The organism is Mesorhizobium sp. M0028 (assembly GCF_040323855.1).
Taxonomy (GTDB): domain Bacteria; phylum Pseudomonadota; class Alphaproteobacteria; order Rhizobiales; family Rhizobiaceae; genus Mesorhizobium.
Genome location: NZ_JAMYVG010000015.1, coordinates 53,602 through 78,098, shown reverse-complemented (window position 1 = coordinate 78,098; position 24,497 = coordinate 53,602). Strand labels below are relative to the sequence as shown.

Sequence of the window (24,497 nt, the reverse complement as noted above, 5' to 3'; positions counted from 1 at the left end):
CCTCCGCCAGGGAAAGAGGTGTTCTGAGCTCGACTGAAATTGCAGCGAGGTCGCTGCAACGCCCCATTACACTTCGGCTAATTTCTCGCTCGTGGAGTCGCCGACCACCAACAAGCCGTCTTGGGACCGTAACAATCCCTTGGCAACTGAATCGGCGACCGCGGCCGAAATTAGCTGCTTCAATTGTGCGCTTGTGGCTTTGAAGCCCAGCATCCTCGCAACGCCTGTGGCAATTTCTTCCTCTGTCGCACCGAGATTGGATTTCACGACTTCCATAGCGCCTTGGGCGACCTCGTCCTGCGCAATCATTTCGGGCTTACGCAATCCAGGGGACACGACCGCACTGCGATCTCTAAGACGAACAGGAGCACCCGGCTTGAAGCAGAAGTTGCCTCGACGGGCTACTGCACCACCTCTCTGTGCTATGCCTACACCTCGCTCGATTGCATCCTGAATCCTGCCACCGGCCCGCTGCAGACCCCACGCGTCCCGAATACGCGAAACTATTTCGTCGACATGGATTGGTGTTTCTGTAGCCACGACCTGCTCGACCAGCCCGGCCATGATTCCGCTGGGCGTCTCGTGGAGTTCGAACGATCCCGGTCGCCTTAGCTGAGTCTCTTCGTAGGCTCGATTGGGAGTCTCGGATCCGTTTGTGCTCTCGAGACCGATTTCCGTCACGTTGCCCCGGTCGACCATAACAACCTGAACGGCTACAGCACGATTTCTCTGAACCCCCAATTCGGCCCGCTCATCGAGTTCCTTTCTGGCAGCCTCAATCGCTAGTATGGTTCGCTCCAGCTGCTCATGAGGTCGTTGGAACCAGTCAGCGCTCCAGATCCGATGAATAATCCAACCATGATCCTCAAGGACGGATTGCCGTAGCCGGTCTCGATCTCTGGCCGAGCGCGACGAATGATATTCTGCACCATCGCATTCGATGCCGAGTATATACCGGCCTGGCCTCTCTGGATCCGCAACCGCGAGGTCGATGAAGAAACCGGCAATGCCCACCTGAGCATGAACCTGATAACCTTTTTCGATCAGCGCGTTGGCTACCTGTTCTTCAAAGATCGAATCCATTTCGCGAACCGTGGCCTGGGCAAGCGAAATTCGCCCTGTTCTCGCGTAGTGCAAGAAGAGCTTGAAGGCGAAGATGCCTTTCCCTTTGCCACGCTCCAGGTCGATGTCTTCGTCTGTGATGGACGCGAATACTTCGCAGCTGCGCTTGGCTCGGCTTATGAGGACGTTGAGCCGACGCTCGCCGCCTTCCGCACCAAGAGGGCCGAAACGCATGGCCATGTATCCCTGCGCATTCTTGGCATACCCCACCGAGATCATGATCACGTCGCGCTCATCGCCTTGAACATTCTCAAGGTTCTTGACAAAGAATGGCTCGCTGGGATGCGCGTGAAAGAACTCCTCCGTATCGGGATTTAGTCGCCGCAGCGCTTCGAGTTCATCCTGGATCGCGCGGCGTTGGGTAACCGAAAATGTTGCAACGCCTAGAGTCTCTTGCGGGTTCACCTTCGCATGACGGATGATCGCTTCGGCTACTGCTCTCGCCTCTACCGGATTGGTTCCTGTGCCACCGGAATCGAAGACCCCCTCCGGCACATGATGAAACCGCAACCCCATGCCTGCCTCTTGGGTATAGGGGCTTGGCACGATGAAAAGCCGGTTCTCGTAGAACTGGCTGTTCGATACGGCGATCAGAGATTGGTGACGGCTACGGTAGTGCCAGCGGAGCATACGCTGCGGCAAGCCGCGGGCCGTGAACAGGCCGAGGATGCTTTCGATGTCGGCGACCTGCGCGCCCTCACCCTCGTCATCTTCAGACTGCGAGCCTGTCATCTTCGCGAAGAATGTCGTGGGTGGCAGTTGGCGTTCGTCGCCAACAACGACCACCTGATTGGCCCTGGCGATCGAGCCAAGCGCGTCCACAGGCTGTATCTGAGACGCCTCGTCCATCACAAGCAGATCGAAGGACATCCTGCCGGGCGACAGGAATTGGGCCACCGAAAGCGGGCTCATCATGAACACTGGCTTGAGTGCCTGGATGGCAGGCCCTGCCTTCTGCATCAACTGCCGGATAGGCATGTGGCCCCGTCTGCGCGCCATCTCAGAACGAAGCAGTCCGACTGGTCCAGCTCCGCCGTCTCTTGAAGGAATTTTTCGGTGATGAGCCGTCACAACTTCAATGGCACCGGCCTTGATCCTCTGTCGGTCCAGATCCGCGAAGTCACGTACAGCCCTGGAATGCAGTTCCCCGTCGAACCTTGCCAGCTCCGGCTCATCGGTCGCCATCGCTAGAAACATTCGTTCGTAGTAGGCCATATCGAAGACTGATCGCGCCGATCCTGTTGTAATCTGGCCGTCGGCTAGGCCGTCTATCAACTGTCCCAGTCCAGCCTTTCGGGCCGTTTCGGATCGCTCTTCATAGGCAACCCATTTCGAGAGCTGTTCCTGATGATCGAGCCACCCCTCCAGTCGAGAAACAACCTCGACTATCGCGACGTCTGGAAAATCGTCTACTCCAAACAAGGAGGGAGCATCGGCTTTCAAATCCCCTGCAAGCGCCTTCAATTCCCGCGCTGCCGCTTGGGCCGCTTCACGCGCTGAACGCGCCAAGTTTGCGATCTCTTTTCTTTCAGGCAACCGCGCAGCCAAATGCCGGATTGAGCCATTTTCTCTCAGCCAAAGTTCGGCTTGCGCGAGAGCGGCCCAATCGGATCCTCGACCGAGCCACGACGAGCCGAATGCGAACTTGCCAAGGCTTTCCCCGTCGTCGATCTCTTGAGCAAGCGCTTGTAGTCTGCCTAGTCGGCGCAGTATCTCCACCCGCTCACTGATCAGATCTGGAACGTCAGTCAGAACCTGTCGTGACGCGTCATCGGCTTGAGCTACAGTGCTTGCCTTCGCTTCCATCAGTTGCAGCGAGGCCCGCTCGGCGGAAGCCACGTCACCTAGCATGGATGACGCAAGGTGGCCTAAATCGTTCCAGAACCCCTCGATAATCGGCTGACCTATCTCGATCACCTTACGAACTCGGACCGCACGCGCGCCCGCTTCAGAGCGCTCCGCCATCCGCCCGGCTATAATTCGCGGTTCCGAGCCAAGTCCCCTCAGCGTGCGCATCCACTCCACTAAGGCCTGGAGTGGTGCCGAAGACGATCTCTCCCCGCGCCAATCCGCTCCGAAGGCGGAACGGCCAAAGGCGTCGCCTTCGCGCACTTTTGCTGCGGCCGCCTGGCCCTTCATCAGAATGTCGAGGAGACCCACTATCTCCGCCGCAGGCGCGCTAGGGGCTACCAAAATAGTCCGCACAAGTGCAGTGGCGCGACGGTAGTCGCCATTCAATGCTTTCAATATTCCCGTGTGCGTGGCGAGCGCTTGCCGCGCCGCGGCCACGTTGGTACTCCACGCGGCATCAACAACCTTGCCCTGAAGCTCGGCTCTAGCAGTCTCTAGCGTTGCTACGCTGTCGGCAAGGTCACCAGCCTGTTCCAGCCCGGAGTCCCAAACTGTGGCTGCAAATGCCTCAGGGCTCGCATCGGGGGCTGCCGCAACTCTCTCGCCGGTCATCACTAGCCTGAGGAGTCCTGCAAGCGTGTCCGGTAAAACCGTAGACCCCAGTTCTTGATTTAGCCGCTCAGCTTCTTCCCGTAAGCGTGGGAGCAACACGGTTAGCTGGCGCGCACGAACGAAACCATCTTTCGGAAAGTCTGAAGGAAGCTTAGCAAGCTCTGTCTCGAGACCTTCGATTGGCGTGTCGATAGCCGTCGCCACCAACTGCTCCGACAGTTCCTCGGATTTGCGGTTGAAATCCGTTCCTGTCCAGAGAAGCGATGCAATGTCCTTTGGACGCTCATCCCAAACCGGCGAGACTAGCGCCTCGGCAGGAAGTCCAGGTGCGGACGCGAGAAGCTCAGCACGATCTTCTACCTCGCCGCTGTCGCTGAGGATTTGCGGAGGCTTCGCCTCGATCCGCTCAGCAATATCGGCCAGTTTGGCGTGCAGAGCCTTTGCTTGATCCAGCGACGACGCAATGCGTGGGACGAGCCTCTCAATAGTCGTTGGTAGAACGACATCCAGGCCAACTCCCCGCCATGGGTGGTGGATCGGCAAGCCGATCTCGTTGATCCGCTGAGACACCTCATCGAGAAGTTTGCGACGTTGCGAGACACCGTCATTCGTCCAAGCGGTGGCATCCTCAAGTTCAATATCAACTGGTTTTTGCCCGTTCTGCCTTAGTCGGGTTAGCTGGCCAAGAACCTGGTATGGAGTGAGTTCGGACGTTCCAAATGCAACGTGCATTCGTGCAGCATGTGCATTGAGTTTATCCCGAGCCTCCAGCAAGCGCTCAGTCAGGGAAGAAGGAAGCTGTCCCCTAGGCGATCCGAGTTGCCAGGTGCGCCGCAGCTCCTCCAGCATCATGCGCTTGTTCGCCTTGTTACTATGGAGCTCGAGGCAGGCGTCCCCCACTCCGGCAGTATCAAGCCGTCGCTTCACGACTTCCAGCGCAGCCATTTTTTCGGCCACGAACAGCACGGTCTTTCCGTCGGCAACGGCCGACCCGATAATGTTTGCGATCGTCTGCGATTTTCCTGTCCCAGGCGGACCTTGGATAACGAGGTCGCGACCTTTTCTTGCATCATGGATCGCCAGCGTCTGAGAACTGTCACTGTCGACGATATGCAACATTTCGGCAGGCGCAATATGCGGATCAATCGCATTGTCGTCCGACATCAGCGGTTCGCGTGCTTCGAAACCATCTGAAAGAAGCGAGCGGATCTTCGGTTGTTCGATAATCTTTGCGCCATCCGGCCAGAGATCCGGATCCAGGTCACGGTACATCAAGAACTTAGCGAACGAGAAGAAGCCGAGCACCATATCATCGGCAAGCACCTGCCAACCCTCTTTCGTCGACACTGCTTCGGCAACGGCATCGAGATAGGCCGAGACGTCGAAGTCGTCTCCCACTTCAAAACGCGGCAGGGCGAGCTTGCGGATGCGGTCGAGATAGAGTTCCAAGGAGAGGTTTGCGGTAAGATCTTCCGGACGAGCTCGCAGCCGAAACTTTTCTCCAGCGGCCCCTCGCTCAAGCCGTACCGGCACCAAAATGAGAGGAGCCTGACGGATGTTTTCTTTGTTGTTCGGGTCAATCCACTTCAGCATGCCAAGGGCCAGAAAGAGGATATTGACGCCCTGCTCTTCCTCAAGTGTGCGGGCATCGTGGTAGAGATCAAGGAGCCGGCGCTGCAGCCCCGTTGGGGTCATCCTCGTCTGAAGCTTGGTGTCAGAATGTCGCGCAGATACCCCTCTATCGTCGAATCCTTCGTCCTCAGGCTGAGCAAGAGCAACGGGGGAATAGTCGATTTCCTCGTCTGGAGGGCTGCTTTCAACCTGGCCTGCCTTCGGCCGATCCGGCTTGCCGGCCAGGAAGGTAAAAGCCTTTCCTTCGCTCACCAGCAATCGATAGATCTCAGACGACCTCTCGTCGACAATATCGATCGTCTTCGCGCTCTTTGAAAACCGTGGCACATTCAAAAGTCGGTTGCGAGCAGAAAGGTCGAGCAATTCCATCCTGGCTCGCTCGAGCTTTTCCTTTAAAGGCAGATCGCTTTGGAAGACCGATTTTTCAACTTCCGACACTCACACCCCCCTGATAGGCTGGACACATAGAGCCTACACAAGGGCTGTCCGCAACATAAAATGCTCGTTTTTCAACTTCGAATGGCTGCCACCAACACTTCAATCGTTTTAGTATTGTGAGCACCGCGGCTTAGTGGAAAATTGCGGATGTTTGTTTAATGTTCCGGACACTTCGCATCCCCACCTTGATCTCGAGGTTCCCTTTCGGACAAAATGCCATCATACCTCTGGACGAGGTGTTGGCAGCTCTGGCATCTGCCTCGCCGGCCACGACCAACTGGCGCAAGCCGACTTCTTTTTCAATCGGCCCTCCTAATTGCATTCCGAGAAAACTTGTAGGCTCCAGCGCGGAAAGATGGTCGTGTTCACGAAAAGGGCAACTACAAAGTCGTGACTTCGGGCTGATCTGCGAAGGCACCATGGTGTTCAAAGCGCCGAACTACAAGGCAAACCAGCGCCAGCGAAAAAGGCGCCTACGAAGCGTGCAGAGGCACGTTAGAAATCATGCAGCCTGCGTTTCGCAAAGGATCGGAAATTGAATAACAATCGCTATTCTCATCGTCGCCGCGCGCGACCAAGGCGCGGCGCGGAACCAATCGTCCGCAGACGTTTCTTTCCAGATGTGCCCTTGCCTCTGATCCTGGTGATCGTGGTGGCCTTGGCTGCTTACGCGACCCACTATTTTACAGGCTCGGGCGACCAGTTACGTGGTCTGGATATAGCAAACTCGACCGGGTCGAGACCGGCGCGGATTGTAGGCATAGCATCGGTGATTGATGGAGACACGATAGAGATCCACGGGCAGCGCGTCCGCTTCAACGGCATGGATGCACCCGAAAGCCGCCAATACTGCAATGACGCTAGCGCACATCAATACCCCTGCGGGCGCCAGGCGGCCGAAGCACTGGCGAATTTCCTTGCGGCTTCGCAGCCTGTCCAATGCACATTTGTTTCATGGGATCGGTACCGTCGCTTCGTCGGTGATTGTCGGCGCGCGGACGGTGTCAGCGTCGCGTCCTGGATGGTCGAACATGGCCGAGCCTTGGACTGGCCCCGCTATAGCCACGGCGCCTATGCGCAACAGCAAACTAATGCTGTAGCCGCAAAGGTTGGAATCTGGATTGGGACTTTTGACAACCCTTGGGATTGGCGCGAACAACATGCCGAATCTGCGAGCCCAACCAAAAGCCCCCTTGGGCTTGTCAGCCGTCGCCAAGTAGCACAGAGCTACTCATGCCAACCTCGCCGCTTTTGCACGGAGATTTCATCTTGCGAAGAAGCGCGTTGGTATCTCGCCAACTGCTCATGGGGGAGCAAGTTGGATCGAGATAGCGATGGGATTCCATGCGAAGGCGTTTGCTGACCTGGCCATGCTTTGAGCCATCGCCACTATCAGTCCCTTGAGTGCGCGTTCAGCGTTATGGATTGGCGGTCGGAGCTTCGATGCAATTGCGCGAGTGCCGATAGAGCCTGGCAAAAGGGCTGGCTGACGTTTGTCTTGGAAAATTCCACCAGCTCGTTAAGTCCGGACGGGCTAGAAAACCGCAACGCTTCGTAGCGGCAGACAGGGATCTGCCGATTGTCTTTGAAGCGCTTGTCGGGCCCGCCGTTTTTGTTTGGGTGAGCCCAGGTGTAGCTCACGATCTCCGCATCAGATGGAACTTTGCCGGTCTCGATGAAATTACTCGGGGCGAATTGGGTCTGCAGATCGGCATATCCGACTGCGCCGTATCGGTTTCCGTCCTTCACCAAGACGAGGTCTGGCATGAAATAAAGGACTTGCCGGCCGACATGGAGCGAAGGTGGAGTGACGTTGCTACGAACAATTTTAGGCAAGGAGCTTTCAAGCGTGGTCGGCTTTTTGTCGACCAACATCGTCGCGCCCGCATTTCGCTTCCAAGCCGTCAGTTCCTCTATTTTGCCGCCGGCGGCGACATGCCATCTCCCTGCGCAGCCAGTGAGAGTTTCGAACGCGCCGACAAGTCGCCCGTAGGCAGCCTCCGCGTCTTTTTCCAGATCGTAATAGAGCACGCTTACCCGGCGGTAGCTGTCAAACCATTTGCCAATGAGCATACCCGGCACAACGGCACCGACGCCCAGCGCCGGTGCGGCACCTCCGAGCTTGGTCCCCACAAGGAAACCTGCAATCCCGAACAGAACCGCGAGTGCTACGGACAGCCGCGTCTGCGATTGCCTTGCATTGATTTCATCGAGCACATTGGCAAATGTCTCATCACGCATCTCCACCACATCGCGGGACTCGATTTCCCTCATTACGACGCCGTCAGAGACGTACTCCGGGGGCGAGGATTGTGGACGGGGTTGCGGCGCAGATCGGGTTTGAGAGAGCTGTACTACCTTCTTGGCGCTAGCCTTGCCTAAAGTGCCACGATAGTAGAGCCCACCGACGCCGGCGTGGATGTAGTGACCTCGTGGCCCAGTGCCGATGCGGAGGCCCTTCACGCCAACGGAAGCGCCAACCCCGCCGGACGAAAAGTTAAAGCGGAATGGTCCCGCACTGATCGATTTTCGAACGTAAAACCCCATAGCCCAATCCCCCAACTCAACTGCCGTACCGGCTAAGGCGCCAGTCTCTCGTCCCCATTCATGGCTTGGCGCCACCAACCGGCGCCAATTTTGATCGCTGCCTCACCCTAATCTCGATGCGCCTTCGAGCCCGCACATCGCCCATCTGCGCTCCGTCGGTGAGATGATCGCCGGGCAGGATGAGCTGACCACCAGACATCGGCAAAATCGTAAACCCCTTTAATGCGGGCATGTCACTGAGCACACTTGTAACTGAAATCGCGCGCGCCAGCCCAAGGCCGGCATTGTCGGCGGGATGGAGTGAGCCGATTTCCACTTTCCCTGACAGGACCGGTTGGAGCCCCTTGTCCATGTTGGAGGATTCGCCCGCCATTGCCTGTTCGTCCGTGTGTCCAATCACCTCAATCACGTCGACACCGTAAGAGGTCGCAGTGCCGGCGATTGTCTTCGCAAGATCGCGCAACTTTGTTTTGAACGGATCCGAAAGCTCTGCGCTTCCGGTATCGAAATTATAGCCATCCAGTTCGCTAAGACTAATTATCGGCGGCCAGTCGTGAGGTTTTGCTGCTTGCGTCTGCTCTGCAGCCTTCTTGAGCGCGTCAGTCAGATCCTGCAGCCCTTTGTCGGAGCCGATGTAACCAAATTCTTTCAAGACCTTCGCCGCATCTATCATGGCCTTAGCCTGGTCAACGCTTATGTCGTTGTTCGCAAGGACCTTCGCGACAGGGGCATTTCGCACGACCTCCTCCAGGGAAATACCTGCTTCCTTAACCGACTTAACAGCATCCTTGGCCAGGACCAGCTCGCGCCATTCTTCGTCGGGAACGGTTCCTCCGCTCGCGGGCTGAAACACCGCTTTTATCTGAGCCAGAAGCCGCTTGTTTTCGGCTTCGAGCCTCTGCACGTTTTCCTTGTTTGATTGAGCGGCTCGGAGTGCCTCATCGGTCTCTCTCTGCTTTTTCGTGATGATAGCACCGGCTGCTAGCAGCAGGCAGAACACCAAAAGCAGCATCGTCTCGGCCATGGTCAGGCCCAGTATCAAACCGCGGCCGTAACCCTTGCGCTCGAAGGCGACCGAAGTCCCACCAGCGTCGCTCACCTGCCCCACCAACTGGTTCGCTTAGGCGGTTCCGTTCGTTCGGCGGGAGGCTCGCTTCCCAGAGATTGGAAAGCGTCTGGTTCGGGCGCAGGCTCGACCCTAATCGGTGCGCTCTCGACGGTGTCATTTGCGACCAGATCTGCCAGGTGCTGTTCGATCGCGATAGGAGCGTTGAGAGGGGGAGCAGGCCTCGGCGCGTGAAGGGTTCTTCCTGCCAAGGTTGCGACAAGGTCTCCGGTGTCCTTGCTTTGCTTTTGCACCACTGCAGCAAGCGCCTGGGTCAAGCGCTGTTGTGCCTGAACGCTCTCCGCTGTTTGCTCTGCGGCTGCCACAGCCCTTTCCACACCTGCGGCCACTTTAGCCACAGCATCCACGATGCCAGCCATGCGGCCTTGCTGTTCCTGCGAAGCCGTCTCTGTTTTGACAGCATACTGAGCGACCGCGCTGCCAAGGAGTTTTACCATCGGCGCCAGATCGTTCTTAAGGACCTCATCGGGGACGACAACCTTTTCCAATTTGGTGGCTACGCTGTCGGCCTGTTCACCCAGTCTGCGAACTGAAGAGGACATTGAGGCGTTGGCTTTGTCGAGCAGATCGGCTGCCGCCTCGAGGCGCTGTGCGATCGAGGAGAACTGACTTTCGATCTGCCCAACATTATCGCTCAAAGCGTTGCTGAGCTTTCCCGAGGCCTCTTGAACCGGTTTGATCGATTCCATCGCGATTTTATCCAGTGCCGATCTTATGTGCTCTCCGTTCCGCTCCGCTTGGACGGCAATTTCGGCAAAACCCTCCTCCAACATCTGATTGCTGACGCGGCGAAAGTCAGCGAATTCCCTGGTTACACTTTCCATCTCAGCTCTTACACGCCGCGTCATATCCGCGAGTTCGTGCCTGGCCGTCCGTTCGATGTCGGCAGGATCGCGGCGCATCTGATTGTAAAAGATCCGTAGAGCAATGCCGGTGATCGTCGACGTCACGGCGATGCCAAAGTTCCGCACGATTGTGTCAGTGGATCCTTCGGACCCAAACTGAAACAGCGATACGCCGAGACTCGTCAACGTAAACAGGAAACCCATGTAGTAGAGATTGTCGCCAGTTTGCTCATCGTGGAGCCGTAGCTTGCCGGTGAAGACGGACGCGGCAAGATAGATGAGCATCAGGCACACCGGTGCGCTCGCCGCCATTATCGGGTCTACGCCCGACAGCTTGGCTATTGCGATGAACACGCAGCCACCCAGGGTTAGCGTCGCAAAGACGACAAGGGGCAGGCTCGGATGTCCTAAGAACGACTCCCCTCGCTTCTTGGCCATCAGTTTAACCCCTCCAATCCTACCAGCTTCTCAAAATCACCATGATGGCTTTGAACCCACCGGGTCCAGAACTCTGCATGTTCGTAAGAGCCAAATGGCTTCTTCGCCCTGTCGACGTAGAGTAACGTGACCCCAACGCCATCAAGCGATGTCCCGTAAGTCCTGTCAGCCGCGCTATCAAGGTACTTCTGATAATCGAGGCCCGAACGATATTGTGAGTATAGCGGCGTATGTTCAATCATATCTGACGCGACTATTATTCGCTTTGCGGTCTTCTCTTTCGCCAAACCGCTGTCGAATAGCGACAGTTTGATTTTCTGAATTCCGGCCATGATTGGAGATTGGTTCGAGGATTCTCCATTGGGTATCTGGTCGGGAAGCTTCGTCAGAGGGTCCTCGAATGCATTTTCCCATTTCTTCTGCCGCCGGGACGGATTGTTCGTCCAGCTGTCGACCGTTGAGCCATCGCCCGGGTTGCATCCGTCAAACATCACAGTCAGGTCGCCAGGCGTTGGGCCTAGCGTCAATATCCTCAGATAGCCGCCAGGCTCGACGCGCCCAATGGTCTTGCGGAATTCATTCTTCAGATCCGCCATGGTTATCGGCGAAATCGGATCGGTGGCGTCGATCAAGACCGCTGTCAGGCTCACAGGTCCGTTCAGTGGGCAATTCGTGCTGGTGTCGATTTGGTCCTTCCCGGATCTCGACCACATCCAAACAAAACCGGCCAGCATCACAGCCGACAGCACGGCCAATCCGGCTGCTGCGACAATTGTGCCGCCACTGCCTTTCTTTCTTCTGCGACCCCGCCTAGCCATTCACGCTATCCGGATGAAGCTTGTCGAGATCTCGGTACTGTTCGATCCCGCGCTCGCATTCCAGCCCGATGAGCCGCACCTGAGCGTTTAGTTCTTCCTGCGCGTCACGAATTGAGGCGCCCAGGTCCTTCTCGCTCCATTCATCGTCGGACGATATCAGGGGTTTGATGCGCTCAAGTTTGTATGGTGTGGCAAAATGTTTTGGCGCTGGCTCTGTGCGGGCCTGGATATTGGCCTCCCTGTACTTTGCGAGAAGCTGGTTGCAGGCTCGCTCTAGCTGGTCTTGATGCTGCGCAAAGAGCGTCAGCAGCCTCGACCGATGATCGATGATCGCCCGATGCTCCCTGCGTCTGCTCCCCAGCCGCTTGACGATGTCCTCCACCTTCTCGTTGTGCTCATCGCGCACCTCTTGCAGAGCCTCGATGAGCTCGCTCTTGCGCTCGATGTAGTCTTCCCTGCGAGCGACCAATCTGTTTTCGACACCCGCATAGCCCGGGTATGGATCTAGAACGAACCAGCCATCGATAAACGCAAAGATCGAAAACATGAGGCCGATCGCGAACAGAAGCCAGGATTTCACGTCCATAAGGCCGGCGGGATTGGCGAGCATGCTGCGCACGACCTCGACGCCGGCTCCGTCTACAAAGGATCCACTGACTTCGCGGTAATGCGCAAGCGCTAGGTTTATGGTCAACGCCAAGCCAACATAGGCCACTATCGACAGCGCGCCGATCAACTTCACAAAAACCGATCTGTGAGTCACCAGGCGTGCACAGAATATTGCGAACAGCAGTGCGGCGCCGATGTTCAAAAACGAGAACGCGGCGGCTTCGAGGAGCCCGCCAAAGAATCCCTGTTCATTTCCCTTGGCAAGGAAATTTCCGTTCATCGCCGTTTCAATCAGAAACAGGAAAATCAGCAAGGAAATTCGGAAAACGTAGGCTGCTCCGTGCTGAATCCTAACGGCGCGGACAAGCCCGTGCTTCTGTTTGAACCAGGCGTGCTCCTTCTCCGCGTCGTTGAGCGATTTTCGCAATCCGTGAAGTTCGTCCAGGCCTACCGCGATCGAGGCCTTGAAATCAGAAACACTGGCGGCGTTCGCCTGACGGATCAGACCAAATTGCTCTTCAAAGTCTAGGCCCGCCAAACGTCCGGAGAGAAGCTGCAGGCTATCCTCGAGGGTGTGGTGTGCCGCCTTTTTTTCGTCCTCGACCCTCTCGATGACTGCATGCTCAACGTCGTCGAAATTCTTGGCCGCCTTCGGAGGTTGGTTCGCCTCGCCCCGCTGCTTTCCGCGATCTCCAAGATCCATTTCGCGATCAATTTTCGCGACATCCAAGCTATTGAACAATTGGGTGCTGGCGCGGAAATCGTGATTTGCCTCTAGCAGAGACTCTCGCAGTTTATTTAGCTTTTCGAATTTTATTCCCACAGCACCGCACCCAGATTTTGTACCTCTGCCCGCACAAATGGCTTCTATGCACAGTAGAAGCAAAGGGCAACTGCGTCTTCGCAACTCTGCGGTCCACTGCTCACGAGACGATCGTCTGATGTAAAAATGACAACGATAGCTGCCGTGGCAAGCGGGCTTGGGCGAATGAATAGGCCAGGCAGCATACTCTTCTCCGCCGGGCTTTGTGGCGAAGGAACTGAAGATCACGCCAATGAGCTGATAAAATCGACTCCAGAGGCGTTTGCGCAGTAGCAGAAGCGCGCGCCCTATTTGGCTGGGACTAGACTGCCGACCGCAATGTCCGCCGTCCTGTGAAACCGGCTACGACCTCGATTGCTTCGTCGGCGACGTTGATTCGTTTGAGGCCAACAGAATTAGTCTTGAGCTTGATCGCCAACTTTTCTGCATCCTTCAACCGGGCCAACTGCTGCTCCAACTGGGCTTGCAGCTTTGCAATTTCCGGTTCAGGTCGAAAGTCGCCTTCTCTTCGAGCGCCTTTCTTATCGGCCCGCTGAAAATCGGTCGAAGTCTGGCGTTACCAGGTATAATGCTGACGTCAACAATGGACGCTTCGATATACCCGTCCACGTGGCCAGTTCCGTTCGTTCTTGCCGACTGGTTCTGCTGGGCGCAGTTATTTATGGCGCCTTGCTTGCCGCAGGGGCCATTCGCAGGTCGCGGCCAGTCATCTTGCCCAGGAGGCCGAAAAGAGGGCTATCGCTGCCGAAATGGCCGTCTCAACGATGGCGTCCGTCGAGATTTGACAACAGACATATGGCGCGGCGCGAGCGCTGACGCTGTACGACTGACGCAAGCGGCTCTCAATCCTAGGCGTTGTCCTTGGTCCGTGTGAGGCGGCTTTCGCCTTCATCCGGGCCGAAGCAGCTTTCGAAATCATTGCAGTCCCGGCAACTGGGGGCGCTGCACAGCGAAAAACCTTCGGCCTCGCAGAGCTTTCGGTAAAAGTATTTTTTCCATTTCATGTTTTGGGTGTTGCCGGCCGCCAGCGTCGGAAAATGCGAGGCGAGCAGGCGGCCGAGGTCGGTTCGATTAAAAAGGCCAAGGTCCTGCCAGAGGTGGTCATTGCGCATGGCACGCCGGGCGATGATCTTGGCGAAGCGGGCGCTCGCCGGGTCGCCATGTCGGGCATGCGCCAGCAGCAGTCCATGCAGAAGTTCTTCTTCCAGATCCGGCTCGGGCTCGCTCACCTCTTTCAAGGCAAACGCGTTGATAGGAAAAGCAGGGAAACAGCGGACCAGGACATCGCGCAACTCGGCGCGCGAAAGTCCGGTTGCCTCCGTCGCCGTCGCCTCGCCGGCCTCGATCTCCTCGAGCGCACGTGAAAGCACACAGGCAAGCACATGCTGGTCGAACCTCCTCTCCAGCTCGATGTGCGGCCATTGGCCGGTGCTGAGCCGGGCATAATGTTGGGCAAATATGGTGCGTTCTCCTGGTTTCGTCCTATCAAATCATGCAGAGACCCGGCCTGCCGCAACATGGGTCGGGCAGTTCTTCGGTATGGCACTCCGGGTCGCCTCGCGTCGAGTAGTTCGGCAATTCTCGTCTGGTCCATCGGCTCTGACGCAAATTCTGTGATTGGAAGAGGTGTTCGCGAACCCCTGCCCTGCCGTTTGCGCCTCACGGGGAACACTGGCGCCGGAAATGCCCCTGCAGAGTTGGACGTGAACCGTGCGGGACAGAGGTCGCGTGCTGAGTGCGGCCACATGGTTCAAGCCCGCCAGACTCTCGGTTGAATGAGTCCTCAAAGCGCGCAGCGGGTGAGTTCCAGCGCACGTTCAGGACAGGATCGCGCGCCCCGCGATGCAGGCAGTTCCTCCCCTTCCGCAACTTCAATGTCACCAGGCAGGATGTAGCCCTCGTCATCAAGCTTGAAGATGTCCGGCGCTTGCGCCGCGCATCGCGCGTGACCCTGGCATTTGGCCTTTTGGACGATGATGCGCATGGCGCTGCCTCCATTGTCTGTGCCCCGGGTCGGGGCGGGCCTAAGACCAGTCCAGGATCAAATTTTCGATCCCGAACACATGGCCGCCAGAAGTTATCGGTGCCGTACCCTGCTTGATCCTGAAAGCCGGGATGCGCGCCAACCACTCCTCCAGGCCAATGACAATCTCCCGCCGGGCAAGGTGTGAGCCAAGGCAACGGTGGGGACCATAGCCAAACGCTGCGTGGCGGTTGTCCTCCCGCTCCAAATCGATTGTGTTGGGGCATTCGAATTCCGCCGGGTCACGATTGGCAATCATCGTGGCGCAGGAAACATAGTCCCCCTTCCGGATCGGCGCGCCTTCGAAGTCGATATCTTTCGTAGCCACGCGGATCAACTGAATGGGCGGATAGGCCCGCAGCAATTCTTCGGTTGCGAGCGGGATGCGGTCCGGTTCGCTCCGCAGCAATTGCTGATCTTTGAGGTTGCGCGCGAGGTACGCCAAGTCAAAGCCTATAGCTGCTGCGACCGTGTCGAGCCCAGCGACGAAGACAAGCACGCCGATGCCGCGGACTTGGGTGTCCGTCAGCCGGCGGCCCTCGACCTGTGCCTGCACGATAAAGGTCATGAAATCGTCAACCGCCTCCTGGCGGCGCATGGCTGCAAGTTCGTCGATGAATGCCACGATCGTCCGGGCAGCCACAGGTCGTTCCTTATCGTCGCCGTGGAGCAGATCTTTCCCCCAGCCGACGAATGTATCGAGTCGGTCATCGGGCAACCCCAGAAAGCGAAGAAAGGTGCTCACCGCGAAAGGAAAGGCAAAATCCTTCATCACGTCGCAGCTTGTGCCCGACGCGGCGATCCTTTCGATCAGCTCGACCGCCCGTTCGCGGACAGCCGGTTCCAAAGCCAACACCCGCTTTGGCGAAAGCAGCGGATTGAGCAGTGAGCGAAAGACGCCATGGGCCGGTGGATCGAGCTCAAGCGGGATCGTCGGCCAGTTTTCACCCAGTATGGAGGAGAAGATGCTGCGATGGCTGGAAAAAGTCTCTGCGTCCTGCAGCACCTTCCGCTGGTCCGCGGCACGGGTGATGACCCAGGTACCCCGGCCATCTTGCGTGTTGTAGCGGGAGTAAAAGATCGGAGGCCCGTCATGTACGCAAGCGACAGCTGCGTGTGGATCCCCGTTGGGTGTTGGTGGCATCCCTGGCGATGTAAACAGGCTGAAGTCCCTCACCATTTCGGGCGGGACATGATCTGGAACGGGGTTGGTCGCCATTTTGTTTTCTCTACATTGGCGTTCATGGCTCGATTGAGATTGCACCGCTGTTCATAAAGTCGATTTCCAGCATGGGCACGTCTCTTGTCGGGCGCCTTCTAGATTCTGTCGCCTGATACAGCCCACCTGCACCAGCGCGGATGAGATCGGTTGCGAAGTCGATCAGAAGGGGCATCTCCGCCGCGCTGCGGTCATGAAGCAAAGCCGCCGCTTATCCCCGTTAGGGTTGAGAGGCTGGTCAATCACCTCTGAGCTCCGTGACGCACTCATGATGCCCTGCTGATCAAATTGTCGAAGCAAGTCGCGTGCCGGATAGGCGTACCCATGGCGCTGCACCAAGCAATGCCAGCCTGCACTAGGCCCGCCGCTGATGATCACCTGTCCACCATTCTTAGGACAACGTCCGACAACCGACATCCGTGGTCGGTTTTGTCGAGTCCGCGACATCGGGCTGTTCGGCTTGGCTGCTGCTGCACAGCCTTCCGGTCGACGAGCGAGGAGATCGCTCGCACGGCCCCGATTGAGCAACGACGCGATCCAGCGCAAGGTTCGGGTGCGGTCCGACAAGACCCGGCCGCGCTTCCGCTTCGGTTCGGCGCTGATGGCATATGCGTTGTTGTAGCCGCTGCAAGGATTTCCGGTCAGACGAGCGATGCACTCGTGCGCAGCGATCCGGCCGGCGACGAGCCTGACTGTATCGATGCGGTCAATTCCGGCGTGCACACCTGACCGTGCGTATGCGCTAACACGGCAAGCTCTATCGCACATGGACCTATATTTCCTCGCGAGCCGCTGTCGGAACGTGGTGCCGAGTCCTATGGCGGCCGGTTCAATCCGAGGGCCTGTCGGCTCTACACATCCCTGTCGGTCGGCCCGGGAACGCGTGGCAGACTCTCGGCCAGAAACCGCCAGTCGCTGCGCTCGCGTTCGCCTTCCTTGCGCGTGCCGAAGAACTGGATGATCATCTTGCCGTCGGCGCCATAGGCTTCAATGGACGTGACGTGACCGTCCCTCGTCGGCTTGCGCACGGCCCAGACCTCGCGGATGTGATGGGTCCTAAGATGCAGATGGAAGGTCTCGTCGAGCACATTGATCCGCGGCCCGATCTGCTTGACCGACTTGATCGGGCCGGAATGGATCTGGATGCAACCATGATTGCCGACAAAGCACATGATCGGCATCTCGTCTTCGGCCGCCTGTTGGAACAGGGCGCCAACGGCATCATTGTCGAGCAGCCAGGCGTAATCCTCGTCGGCCATACGCATCGCCTGGCAGCGGCTGAGCTTCAGTGCCTTCAACATATGGTAGAACTGATGCACGTCGCTCAGCCGGCTCCAGTGCTCGCGTAGGTCGTCGACCGTGGCGGCTTGGTCTGGACTCACTGCGTTATCGAGCGCCCCGCTCGCCTCGACCGATATGATCGGCTCCTGGTCGGAGGATGCGAGCTCTGCCGCCAGATTCTGATAGGCCTGCAGGTTCGAGGCGGGCCCGAGATGTACTTTGTGCATCGCCTCGCCGGTGGCATCAAAGAATTGCAGGCTGCGGCGGATCTCGGCTCCCTCGCGCTTCTCGACGGCGAAGCCATACGCCCACGCTTTCGGGAAGATGCGCAGGTCGATCTCGTCGCCGAGCACCATGGCATGCGGGTTGCCGGTGACCACTTTGTCGTAGACGCCGATCTTTTGGTGCACGGCACTTTGGTTGCGGGTGACCGCCATCACCTCGCCGACCGCTTCGAGGCCGGTCAGCAGATCATCGACGCGCGGCTCGATGCGCACCGCGCCGTGACCACAATGCGCCGCGACCAATTCGGCTTCCGAAATGCCCAATCGAGCGGCGAGATCATGCTCCCGGATTTTCGGATTGTCTTCGCACGCCCGCCGGATTTCGTCCGGCGACGGTTTCTCGCGCTGGTCCATGTCTTACCCCTGCTTCCACCTACGTGTGAGGATCAGCTGCCCTGCCGGTGAATCTTCAGCCGATAGGGCGCGCCGCGATGCTCGACCCTGATCTGCTGCTAGCCCGTGAACAAAATGTCGCTGGACAGCGTGCGCACGTCGTCGCACCCGCGCGAAAACCGGGGGTGCTATCGGAGCGGCGAGACCCGAGTGACACGAGCAGGCACATGCCGATGGAATCTCATCGAGCCGGTCGGTGGCCACCGGGCGGTGGTGAGCGATTGTGGGTGTTGTCGCAATCGGCCAATCGGTCATTCGGATGCCACGGGCGGCGCTGCTTCGCCAAACCAAGCGTGTCTGACCCAGTCCTGACATGTTGCTCCCTTGCTTCGCCGCATCGTTCGCGAGGGCACCCACGACAATTGTGGATCGGCAGTCTCTTGCCGCCTCGCCAGTGGAGCTTCAAAAACCGTGCCAATTGCGCCCAAGCAAGCTCAGAAGGAGTCTTCTGTAATGGTCATTGGTTTAATGTGAGTTCAGCCAACAACTCAGGCCCAACATCCCGCGTGGCGGACCCGACAAACCCGACGTACGTGTCGGTTGGCCGACACCTTCGCAGCAATGGACTCACAAGAACCACCGCAGGGTCAGAGATGCCGCGCTGCGTTGAAACGGTTTTCGCTTTGGCACGGTGCATGCAGCGTGATGCGCAAGCAGGTCCCGGACTGAGGAGAATGGAGCCATGATTACGCTCACCGACAACGCTGTTGCCGCCATCAAGACTGCTCTTTCCCGCGCCAGCGAGCCGGCGGAAGGCTTTCGCATCATGGTCCAGGCCGGCGGCTGCGCCGGCTTCAAATACTTAATGGGCCTGGAGAGCGTGTCGCGCGAGGGCGACGCGATCACCGAGACAGATGGGATCAAGCTGTTCGTGGACGCGGGCTCCCAACCGCATGTCGCCGGCATGACCGTCGACTTCCTCACCGGGCTCGAATCTTCCGGCTTTGTCTTCGATAACCCCAACGCGCGCGAGAAGTGCGGCTGCGGCAAGTCCTTCAGTTGATCGCCCGAAGCGCCTGTGCGGGTCCATGAAGCGATTGCCGCCGACGGACTCATATGCGGCAGAGGAGGCTTATATGGCCGGCACAACAGATGTCCCTGTCCTCAAGAACAAGGCAAGGTCGAAGCCGATCTTGGGACCGGCAATCGCTTCAGGTAGGACGCAAAGAACGTCGCCTCCCGAAACAGTTCGGTTCCTGGTGGCACCCAAGCTGCTGGCCGCCAAATCGCGCCGCTGCGCCAAATTCGGCTTACCGATAACGTTGTCGTGTTCGGGCGTCCTTACCTGCGGGCTGACGGCGGCGACTGCGGACTTGTCCATGTCGACGCCGATCCGGTCTACGTCAAACTCTCGGGCGTCTGCGCCGGCTGCCAGTTTGGGCCCATCATCATCAACGGCATACGCCAGAGGCTCAATGAGGCGGTCGCGCGCTCGCGTCATTCCGGTCAACTGAGGATCGCACATGAAACCTGTCTACCTCGACAACAACGCAACCACACGGGTCGATCCTGAGGTCGTGCAAGCGATGTTGCCGTTCTTTAGGGATCAATTCGGCAACCCTTCGTCGGCGCACGCTCTTGGCGCCTCAGTCAGTGCGGCGGTGAGAAAGGCGCGGAGGCAGTTGCAAGCTCTGATCGGCGCGGAGTTCGACGATGAGATCACCTTCACCTCGGGTGGGACAGAAAGCGACAATGCAGCGCTTCTTTCGGCGCTCGAGGCGGCGCCCAACCGAACCGAGATCGTGACGTCCGCGGTCGAGCATCCCGCCGTGCTGACGCTCTGCGCGCATCTTGAGAAGACCCGCCGCGTCAAGGTGCACAGGATCCCGGTGGATTGCCGTGGCCGGCTCGACCTCGACGCCTATATGGCCGCCCTCACCCCACAGGTGGCAATCGTCTCGATAATGTGGGCGAACAATGAGACTGGTGTGATCTTCCCCGTGGCCAGGCTTGCCGAGTTGGCCAAGGAAGTGGGCGCCCTTTTCCATACCGATGCTGTGCAGGCGGTCGGCAAGCTTCCGATGGACCTGAAGTCGACCGCAATCGACATGCTGTCGCTCTCCGGCCACAAGCTGCACGGGCCGAAGGGGATCGGCGCGCTTTTCGTAAAACGTGGCGTCAATTTCCACTCGCTGATCAAGGGGGGCCACCAAGAACACAACCGGCGTGCTGGCACCGAGAATACGCCCGGCATAGTCGGGCTCGGCATGGCGGCCGAACTCGCCTTGAAATTCATGGACGACGAGACCACACGGGTAAAGTCGCTCCGCGACCGTTTAGAGGACGGGATTCTCCAGCGCATCCCAAGCACCTGTGTCACTGGAGATCCCCTGGAACGGTTGCCCAACACCGCAAACATCTCCTTCGAACATGTCGAAAGTGATGGAATTCCACTCCTCCTCAGCCGCGTGGGCATCGCGTGTTCCTCCGGCTCTGCCTGCACCTCCGGCTCTCTGGAACCGAGCCATGTCCTGAGCGCGATGAAAACGCCACACGCGGCAGTCCGCTTCTCCTTGGCGCGGGACAACGGCGAAGCGGACGTCGACCGGGTGCTCGAGGTCATGCCGGCAATCGTGGAGAAGCTGCGTGGCTTTCACAGTTCTGGGCCGGGTAAGCGAAGCTCCGAAGACGTTCAATCCGGTCTATGCCTGAGCGGCAGCAGAACCGGCTACCGTTCATGACCCGTCATGTCTTTCTCAACGATACGACCTTGCGCGATGGCGAGCAGGCGCCCGGCGTCGCCTTTACCACGACGGAAAAGCAGGAGATCGCCGAGTCTCTTGCGGCGGCCGGCGTCACAGAGATCGAGATCGGCACGCCGGTCATGGGCGCCGACGAGATCGAAACAATTCGCGCCGTGGTCGCGCGGTGTCTCCCGGTTCGGCTCATGGCCTGGTGCCGGATGACGTCGCTGGATCTCGATGCAGCGATCGAGAGCGGCGTCCACGCCGTCAATCTATCGCTGCCTGCGTCGGACATCCAACTTGCCGCCAAGCTCGGCCTCGATAAGGCGGGAGCGCTCCAGGTCATCGAACATATGGTGAGGCGCGCAGCCGCCGCCGGCTTCTTCGTCGCGGTGGGCTGCGAGGATGCCTCGCGGGCCAATCGGGATCATCTCGCCCGCATCATCGAGACGGCTGCACGCGCCGGCGCAAGCGGCGTCAGGCTAGCCGACACAGTCGGCGTTCTCGACCCGTTTTCGACCTTCGAACTTGTCGCCCAGCTTGTGGCGCAGTCTCCAATCGACCTTGAATTTCATGCGCACAACGATCTCGGACTTGCTGCCGCCAACACGCTGGCCGCGATCCGCGCAGGCGCGCGCCATGCGTCCGTCACCGTCCTGGGGCTCGGCGAGCGTGCGGGCAATGCCGCGCTGGAAGAGGTGGCCGCCGCGATGGCGGTCTTCGACGGCGCGGATACCGGCATCGAGCTGACCGCATTGCCCGACCTCGCCGCCCAGGTGGCTTGGGCCGCCCGCCGGCAGACCGCGGCCATTAAGCCGGTCGTCGGCGCCGATGTTTTCACCCACGAATCCGGCATTCACGTCGCAGGGCTGCTGAAGGACTCGCGTACTTATCAAGGGCTCGATCCGGCTCTCGTGGGCCGCTGCCGGCGTATCGTCATCGGCAAGCATTCCGGCGCCACTGCGATTGCCCATGTGCTGAGCGAAAGCGGTCGCGATCTCGACCCGGATCTGGCAGCCGCGATGGTGGCCCGCGTCCGGCGCGAGGCGGCCGAGACCAAATCGACCGTCACTGCAACTCAACTGGTCGAGCTCTACGATGGAATGTGCAGCGAGGCATCCCTCGCGGAGCTGTGCGGGTCCAGGTCAGCCGTGCGCGAGCGCACCGACACCACAGTTTTCCGACCAGGGAGAATGCAATGAATTGTTCCGCTGACAGCCGCCCCATCGATGTCACCGACATCCTCGCACGACTGAAGCGCCTGTCGGCTGCGGAGGAGTTCTTCGCAGTCCTTGGCGTCTCCTATGATCCGAAGGTGCTGAATGTCTCGCGGCTCCATATCATGAAGCGCGTGGGCCAATACCTTGCCGAAGAAGATTTCTCCGGTCTGCCCGACCAGGTGATTGCCGCGCGGGTGCGCGCGACGCTCGAACGCGCTTACGAGGACTTCGCGGTTTCTTCGCCGCTCACCCATCGGGTCTTCAAGGTGCTCAAAGACCACGATCCGAACAAACCTGCCACGCCGGGCCGCACCTTTGTCCCGTTGGACTCCGTACTGAAGCGGTTCGGACAGGAATGACCGCGACACGAGTTGCGACGCGACAATGTCGAGAAGCCGACAAATGGGGTCATCACCACGGTACGGCGCCTTCAGAAGCAACCAACCGAAGTTCTAGGAATAGGGGGCAGCAAAACAGTTGGCACGAATGATGCAAACCTAGGAGATAACCGCCAAGCCCGCATCCGACAGGAGCCTGGAGAAACCGCCAATGCACATCGTAATCTGCATCAAGCAGGTGCCGGACTCGGCACAGATAAGGGTCCATCCGGTGACGAACACGATCATGCGCCAGGGTGTTCCGACTATCATCAACCCTTACGACCTGTTCGCCCTCGAAGAAGCCCTCAGACTGCGCGACGCCTATGGTGGCGAAGTCACCGTGCTCACTATGGGCCCGCCCATGGCAGAGGACGCGCTGCGCAAGGCGCTCGGTTACGGCGCCGACCGAGCGGTGCTCTTGACCGACCGCTATTTTGCCGGCTCCGACACGCTGGCGACCTCGTTCGCCCTTTCCCAGGCAATCGCGAAGGTTGGCGAGACGTTCGGCACGCCAGACCTCGTCTTCACCGGCAAGCAGACGATCGATGGCGACACCGCCCAGGTCGGGCCCGGCATCGCCAAGCGCCTCGGACTCCTGCAACTGACCTATGTCGCGAAGATCGCCTCTATTGACCTTGCTGCACGCGAGATCAAGGTCGAGCGCCGCTCCGAAGGCGGCACACAGATGCTGAAGAGCAGGCTCCCTTGCCTCATCACCATGCTGGAAGGCACAAACGAGATCCGCCGGGGCTCGATCCAGGACGCCCTGTGCGCCGCGCGCAGCCAGGTCTTGAAATGGAGTGCGGCCGACGCCGGCATTGAGGATCTCACCAAATGCGGCCTGCGCGGTTCACCGACGGTCGTCAAGCGCGTTTTCGCCCCTCCTGCGCGGGCGGAAAAGGCGGCAAAAATCGACACCGCCGAGATGGCTTTGCGCGATGTCGCTGACGAACTCATCACGGCAATCTTCACCCGCCAGCCGGCATTGGAACATGAGCTCGCCTTCAACGGCGGCGCGTGAGAGGGCAAGGATCAGACGATGTCGAACGCGAACCGAGAAACCCCTCGCCCTGCCGCCGGCCGTGCCGGAATAAAGAAGGAGCTGCCCGCGCATTTCAAGGACTACCGGCACGTTTGGGTTTTCATCGAGCTCGAACGCGGTCAGGTCCATCCCGTATCATTCGAACTGCTCGGCGAAGGCCGCAAGTTAGCAGACAAGCTTCAGGTCCAGCTTGCGGGCGTCGTGCTTGGACCGCCGGGAGAGGCCATCGGGAACGCCGTTGCCGAAGCGTTCGCTTATGGCGCCGACCTTGTCTACATCGTCGAGGCGCCGCTGCTCGCCGACTATCGGAACGAGCCATTCACCAAGGCGATGACGGATCTGGTCGATACCCACAAACCCGAGATCCTTCTTCTCGGTGCCACCACACTCGGCAGGGATCTTGCCGGCTCCGTGGCGACGACCTTGCAGACAGGGCTCACGGCCGACTGCACCGAACTCGATGTGGATACCGACGGTTCGCTCGCCGCCACCCGTCCGACTTTCGGCGGTTCCTTGTTGTGCACGATCTATACGCTCAATTTCCGCCCCCAGATGGCGACAGTGCGACCGAGGGTCATGCCCATGCCGCAGCGGGCGGATAAACCGGTTGGGCGTGTCATCCGGCACAAGCTCTCGGTAGCCGAGGACGAGATCGTTACCAAAATCCTCGGCTTCCTGCCGGATAGTCAGTCGGCAAAGGCAAATCTTGCCTATGCCGACGTCGTGGTTGCGGGAGGCCTCGGTCTAGGCGCGGCGGAGAACCTGCAGCTTGTGAAGAATCTCGCGCGGGCAATCGGCGCCGAGCATGGCTGTTCGCGCCCGTTGGTCCAGAAGAGCTGGATGCCAGCTGATCGGCAGATCGGCCAAACTGGCAAGACCATCCGGCCGAAGCTTTACATAGCGGCCGGGATTTCCGGCGCCGTCCAGCATCGGGTTGGCGTCGAGGGGGCGGATCTCATCGTGGCCATCAACACCGACCCGAACGCGCCGATTTTCGATTTCGCTCACCTCGGGATCGTCACCGACGCGATCCGCTTCCTGCCCGCACTGACGGAAGCCTTCACCCGGCGGCTGTCGCCCCACAGTCGCGACAAGCTTGCGAGCTAAGGG

18 protein-coding genes are annotated in these 24,497 nt (G+C 59.0%); 8 read left to right on the top strand and 10 right to left on the bottom strand.

Annotated features, from left to right (window positions below; all coding sequences use genetic code 11):
* Positions 1 to 66: 66 nt before the first annotated feature.
* A complete protein-coding gene (locus tag NKJ93_RS23740) occupies positions 67 to 5,655 on the bottom strand; it encodes a DUF3320 domain-containing protein (protein ID WP_352591410.1) in 5,589 nt (1,862 codons plus the stop codon).
* Positions 5,656 to 6,277: 622 nt separating this feature from the next.
* On the opposite strand from NKJ93_RS23740, the gene NKJ93_RS23735 reads away from it, so the two are divergent.
* Positions 6,278 to 7,018, top strand: coding sequence for a thermonuclease family protein (locus NKJ93_RS23735; RefSeq protein WP_352591530.1), 741 nt, complete (start codon positions 6,278 to 6,280; stop codon positions 7,016 to 7,018).
* Positions 7,019 to 7,047: 29 nt separating this feature from the next.
* On the opposite strand, the gene NKJ93_RS23730 is transcribed toward NKJ93_RS23735, so the two are convergent.
* The 9 genes from NKJ93_RS23730 to NKJ93_RS23690 all read right to left on the bottom strand — a co-directional run bounded on the left by NKJ93_RS23730 (position 7,048) and on the right by NKJ93_RS23690 (position 18,022).
* On the bottom strand, positions 7,048 to 8,202 hold the full coding sequence (locus NKJ93_RS23730) for a DUF4236 domain-containing protein (protein ID WP_352591407.1): 1,155 nt from the start codon (positions 8,200 to 8,202) through the stop codon (positions 7,048 to 7,050).
* A gap of 58 nt (positions 8,203 to 8,260) precedes the next feature.
* The gene (locus NKJ93_RS23725; RefSeq protein ID WP_352591404.1) at positions 8,261 to 9,301 is read right to left on the bottom strand and encodes an OmpA family protein; all 1,041 of its coding nucleotides are present in this window, start codon (positions 9,299 to 9,301) and stop codon (positions 8,261 to 8,263) included.
* Positions 9,298 to 10,611 carry a coiled-coil domain-containing protein gene (locus tag NKJ93_RS23720; RefSeq protein WP_352591401.1) on the bottom strand — a complete coding sequence of 438 codons (1,314 nt, stop codon included), beginning with the start codon at positions 10,609 to 10,611 and terminating at the stop codon, positions 9,298 to 9,300. The genes NKJ93_RS23725 and NKJ93_RS23720 overlap by 4 nt, the downstream gene beginning before the upstream one ends.
* Positions 10,611 to 11,429, bottom strand: coding sequence for a hypothetical protein (locus NKJ93_RS23715; RefSeq protein WP_352591399.1), 819 nt, complete (start codon positions 11,427 to 11,429; stop codon positions 10,611 to 10,613). Before NKJ93_RS23715 ends, NKJ93_RS23720 begins: the two co-directional genes overlap by 1 nt.
* Entirely contained in the window at positions 11,422 to 12,855 is a 1,434-nt protein-coding gene (locus NKJ93_RS23710) for a hypothetical protein (protein ID WP_352591527.1), read from the bottom strand. Before NKJ93_RS23710 ends, NKJ93_RS23715 begins: the two co-directional genes overlap by 8 nt.
* Before the next feature lie 854 nt (positions 12,856 to 13,709).
* On the bottom strand, positions 13,710 to 14,321 hold the full coding sequence (locus NKJ93_RS23705; RefSeq protein ID WP_352491520.1) for a nitrogen fixation protein NifQ: 612 nt from the start codon (positions 14,319 to 14,321) through the stop codon (positions 13,710 to 13,712).
* 323 nt (positions 14,322 to 14,644) lie between these two features.
* Positions 14,645 to 14,845: a ferredoxin gene (locus NKJ93_RS23700; RefSeq protein ID WP_352491466.1), complete on the bottom strand. Its 201-nt coding sequence runs from the start codon at positions 14,843 to 14,845 to the stop codon at positions 14,645 to 14,647.
* A gap of 40 nt (positions 14,846 to 14,885) precedes the next feature.
* Positions 14,886 to 16,103 carry a cytochrome P450 gene (locus NKJ93_RS23695; RefSeq protein WP_352548234.1) on the bottom strand — a complete coding sequence of 406 codons (1,218 nt, stop codon included), beginning with the start codon at positions 16,101 to 16,103 and terminating at the stop codon, positions 14,886 to 14,888.
* 851 nt (positions 16,104 to 16,954) lie between these two features.
* Entirely contained in the window at positions 16,955 to 18,022 is a 1,068-nt protein-coding gene (locus tag NKJ93_RS23690; RefSeq protein ID WP_352591396.1) for a hemin-degrading factor, read from the bottom strand.
* A gap of 721 nt (positions 18,023 to 18,743) precedes the next feature.
* On the opposite strand from NKJ93_RS23690, the gene NKJ93_RS23685 reads away from it, so the two are divergent.
* From NKJ93_RS23685 to NKJ93_RS23655, 7 genes are all read left to right on the top strand, one after another.
* Entirely contained in the window at positions 18,744 to 19,064 is a 321-nt protein-coding gene (locus tag NKJ93_RS23685; protein WP_023678237.1) for a HesB/IscA family protein, read from the top strand.
* A 264-nt stretch (positions 19,065 to 19,328) separates the two neighbouring features.
* Positions 19,329 to 19,574 (top strand): NifU family protein, encoded by a 246-nt coding sequence (locus tag NKJ93_RS23680; RefSeq protein WP_352472419.1) that lies wholly within the window; start codon positions 19,329 to 19,331, stop codon positions 19,572 to 19,574.
* A complete protein-coding gene (gene nifS, locus NKJ93_RS23675; RefSeq protein WP_352591393.1) occupies positions 19,525 to 20,742 on the top strand; it encodes a cysteine desulfurase NifS in 1,218 nt (405 codons plus the stop codon). The genes NKJ93_RS23680 and nifS overlap by 50 nt, the downstream gene beginning before the upstream one ends.
* Positions 20,739 to 21,947, top strand: a complete 1,209-nt coding sequence (gene nifV / locus NKJ93_RS23670; RefSeq protein WP_352591390.1) for a homocitrate synthase — start codon at positions 20,739 to 20,741, stop codon at positions 21,945 to 21,947. The genes nifS and nifV overlap by 4 nt, the downstream gene beginning before the upstream one ends.
* Positions 21,944 to 22,324: a nitrogenase stabilizing/protective protein NifW gene (gene nifW / locus NKJ93_RS23665; protein ID WP_352591387.1), complete on the top strand. Its 381-nt coding sequence runs from the start codon at positions 21,944 to 21,946 to the stop codon at positions 22,322 to 22,324. The genes nifV and nifW overlap by 4 nt, the downstream gene beginning before the upstream one ends.
* 190 nt (positions 22,325 to 22,514) lie before the next feature.
* On the top strand, positions 22,515 to 23,366 hold the full coding sequence (locus tag NKJ93_RS23660) for an electron transfer flavoprotein subunit beta/FixA family protein (protein ID WP_352466656.1): 852 nt from the start codon (positions 22,515 to 22,517) through the stop codon (positions 23,364 to 23,366).
* Positions 23,367 to 23,384: 18 nt separating this feature from the next.
* Entirely contained in the window at positions 23,385 to 24,494 is a 1,110-nt protein-coding gene (locus NKJ93_RS23655; protein ID WP_352591384.1) for an electron transfer flavoprotein subunit alpha/FixB family protein, read from the top strand.
* The last annotated feature ends 3 nt before the right edge of the window (positions 24,495 to 24,497 follow it).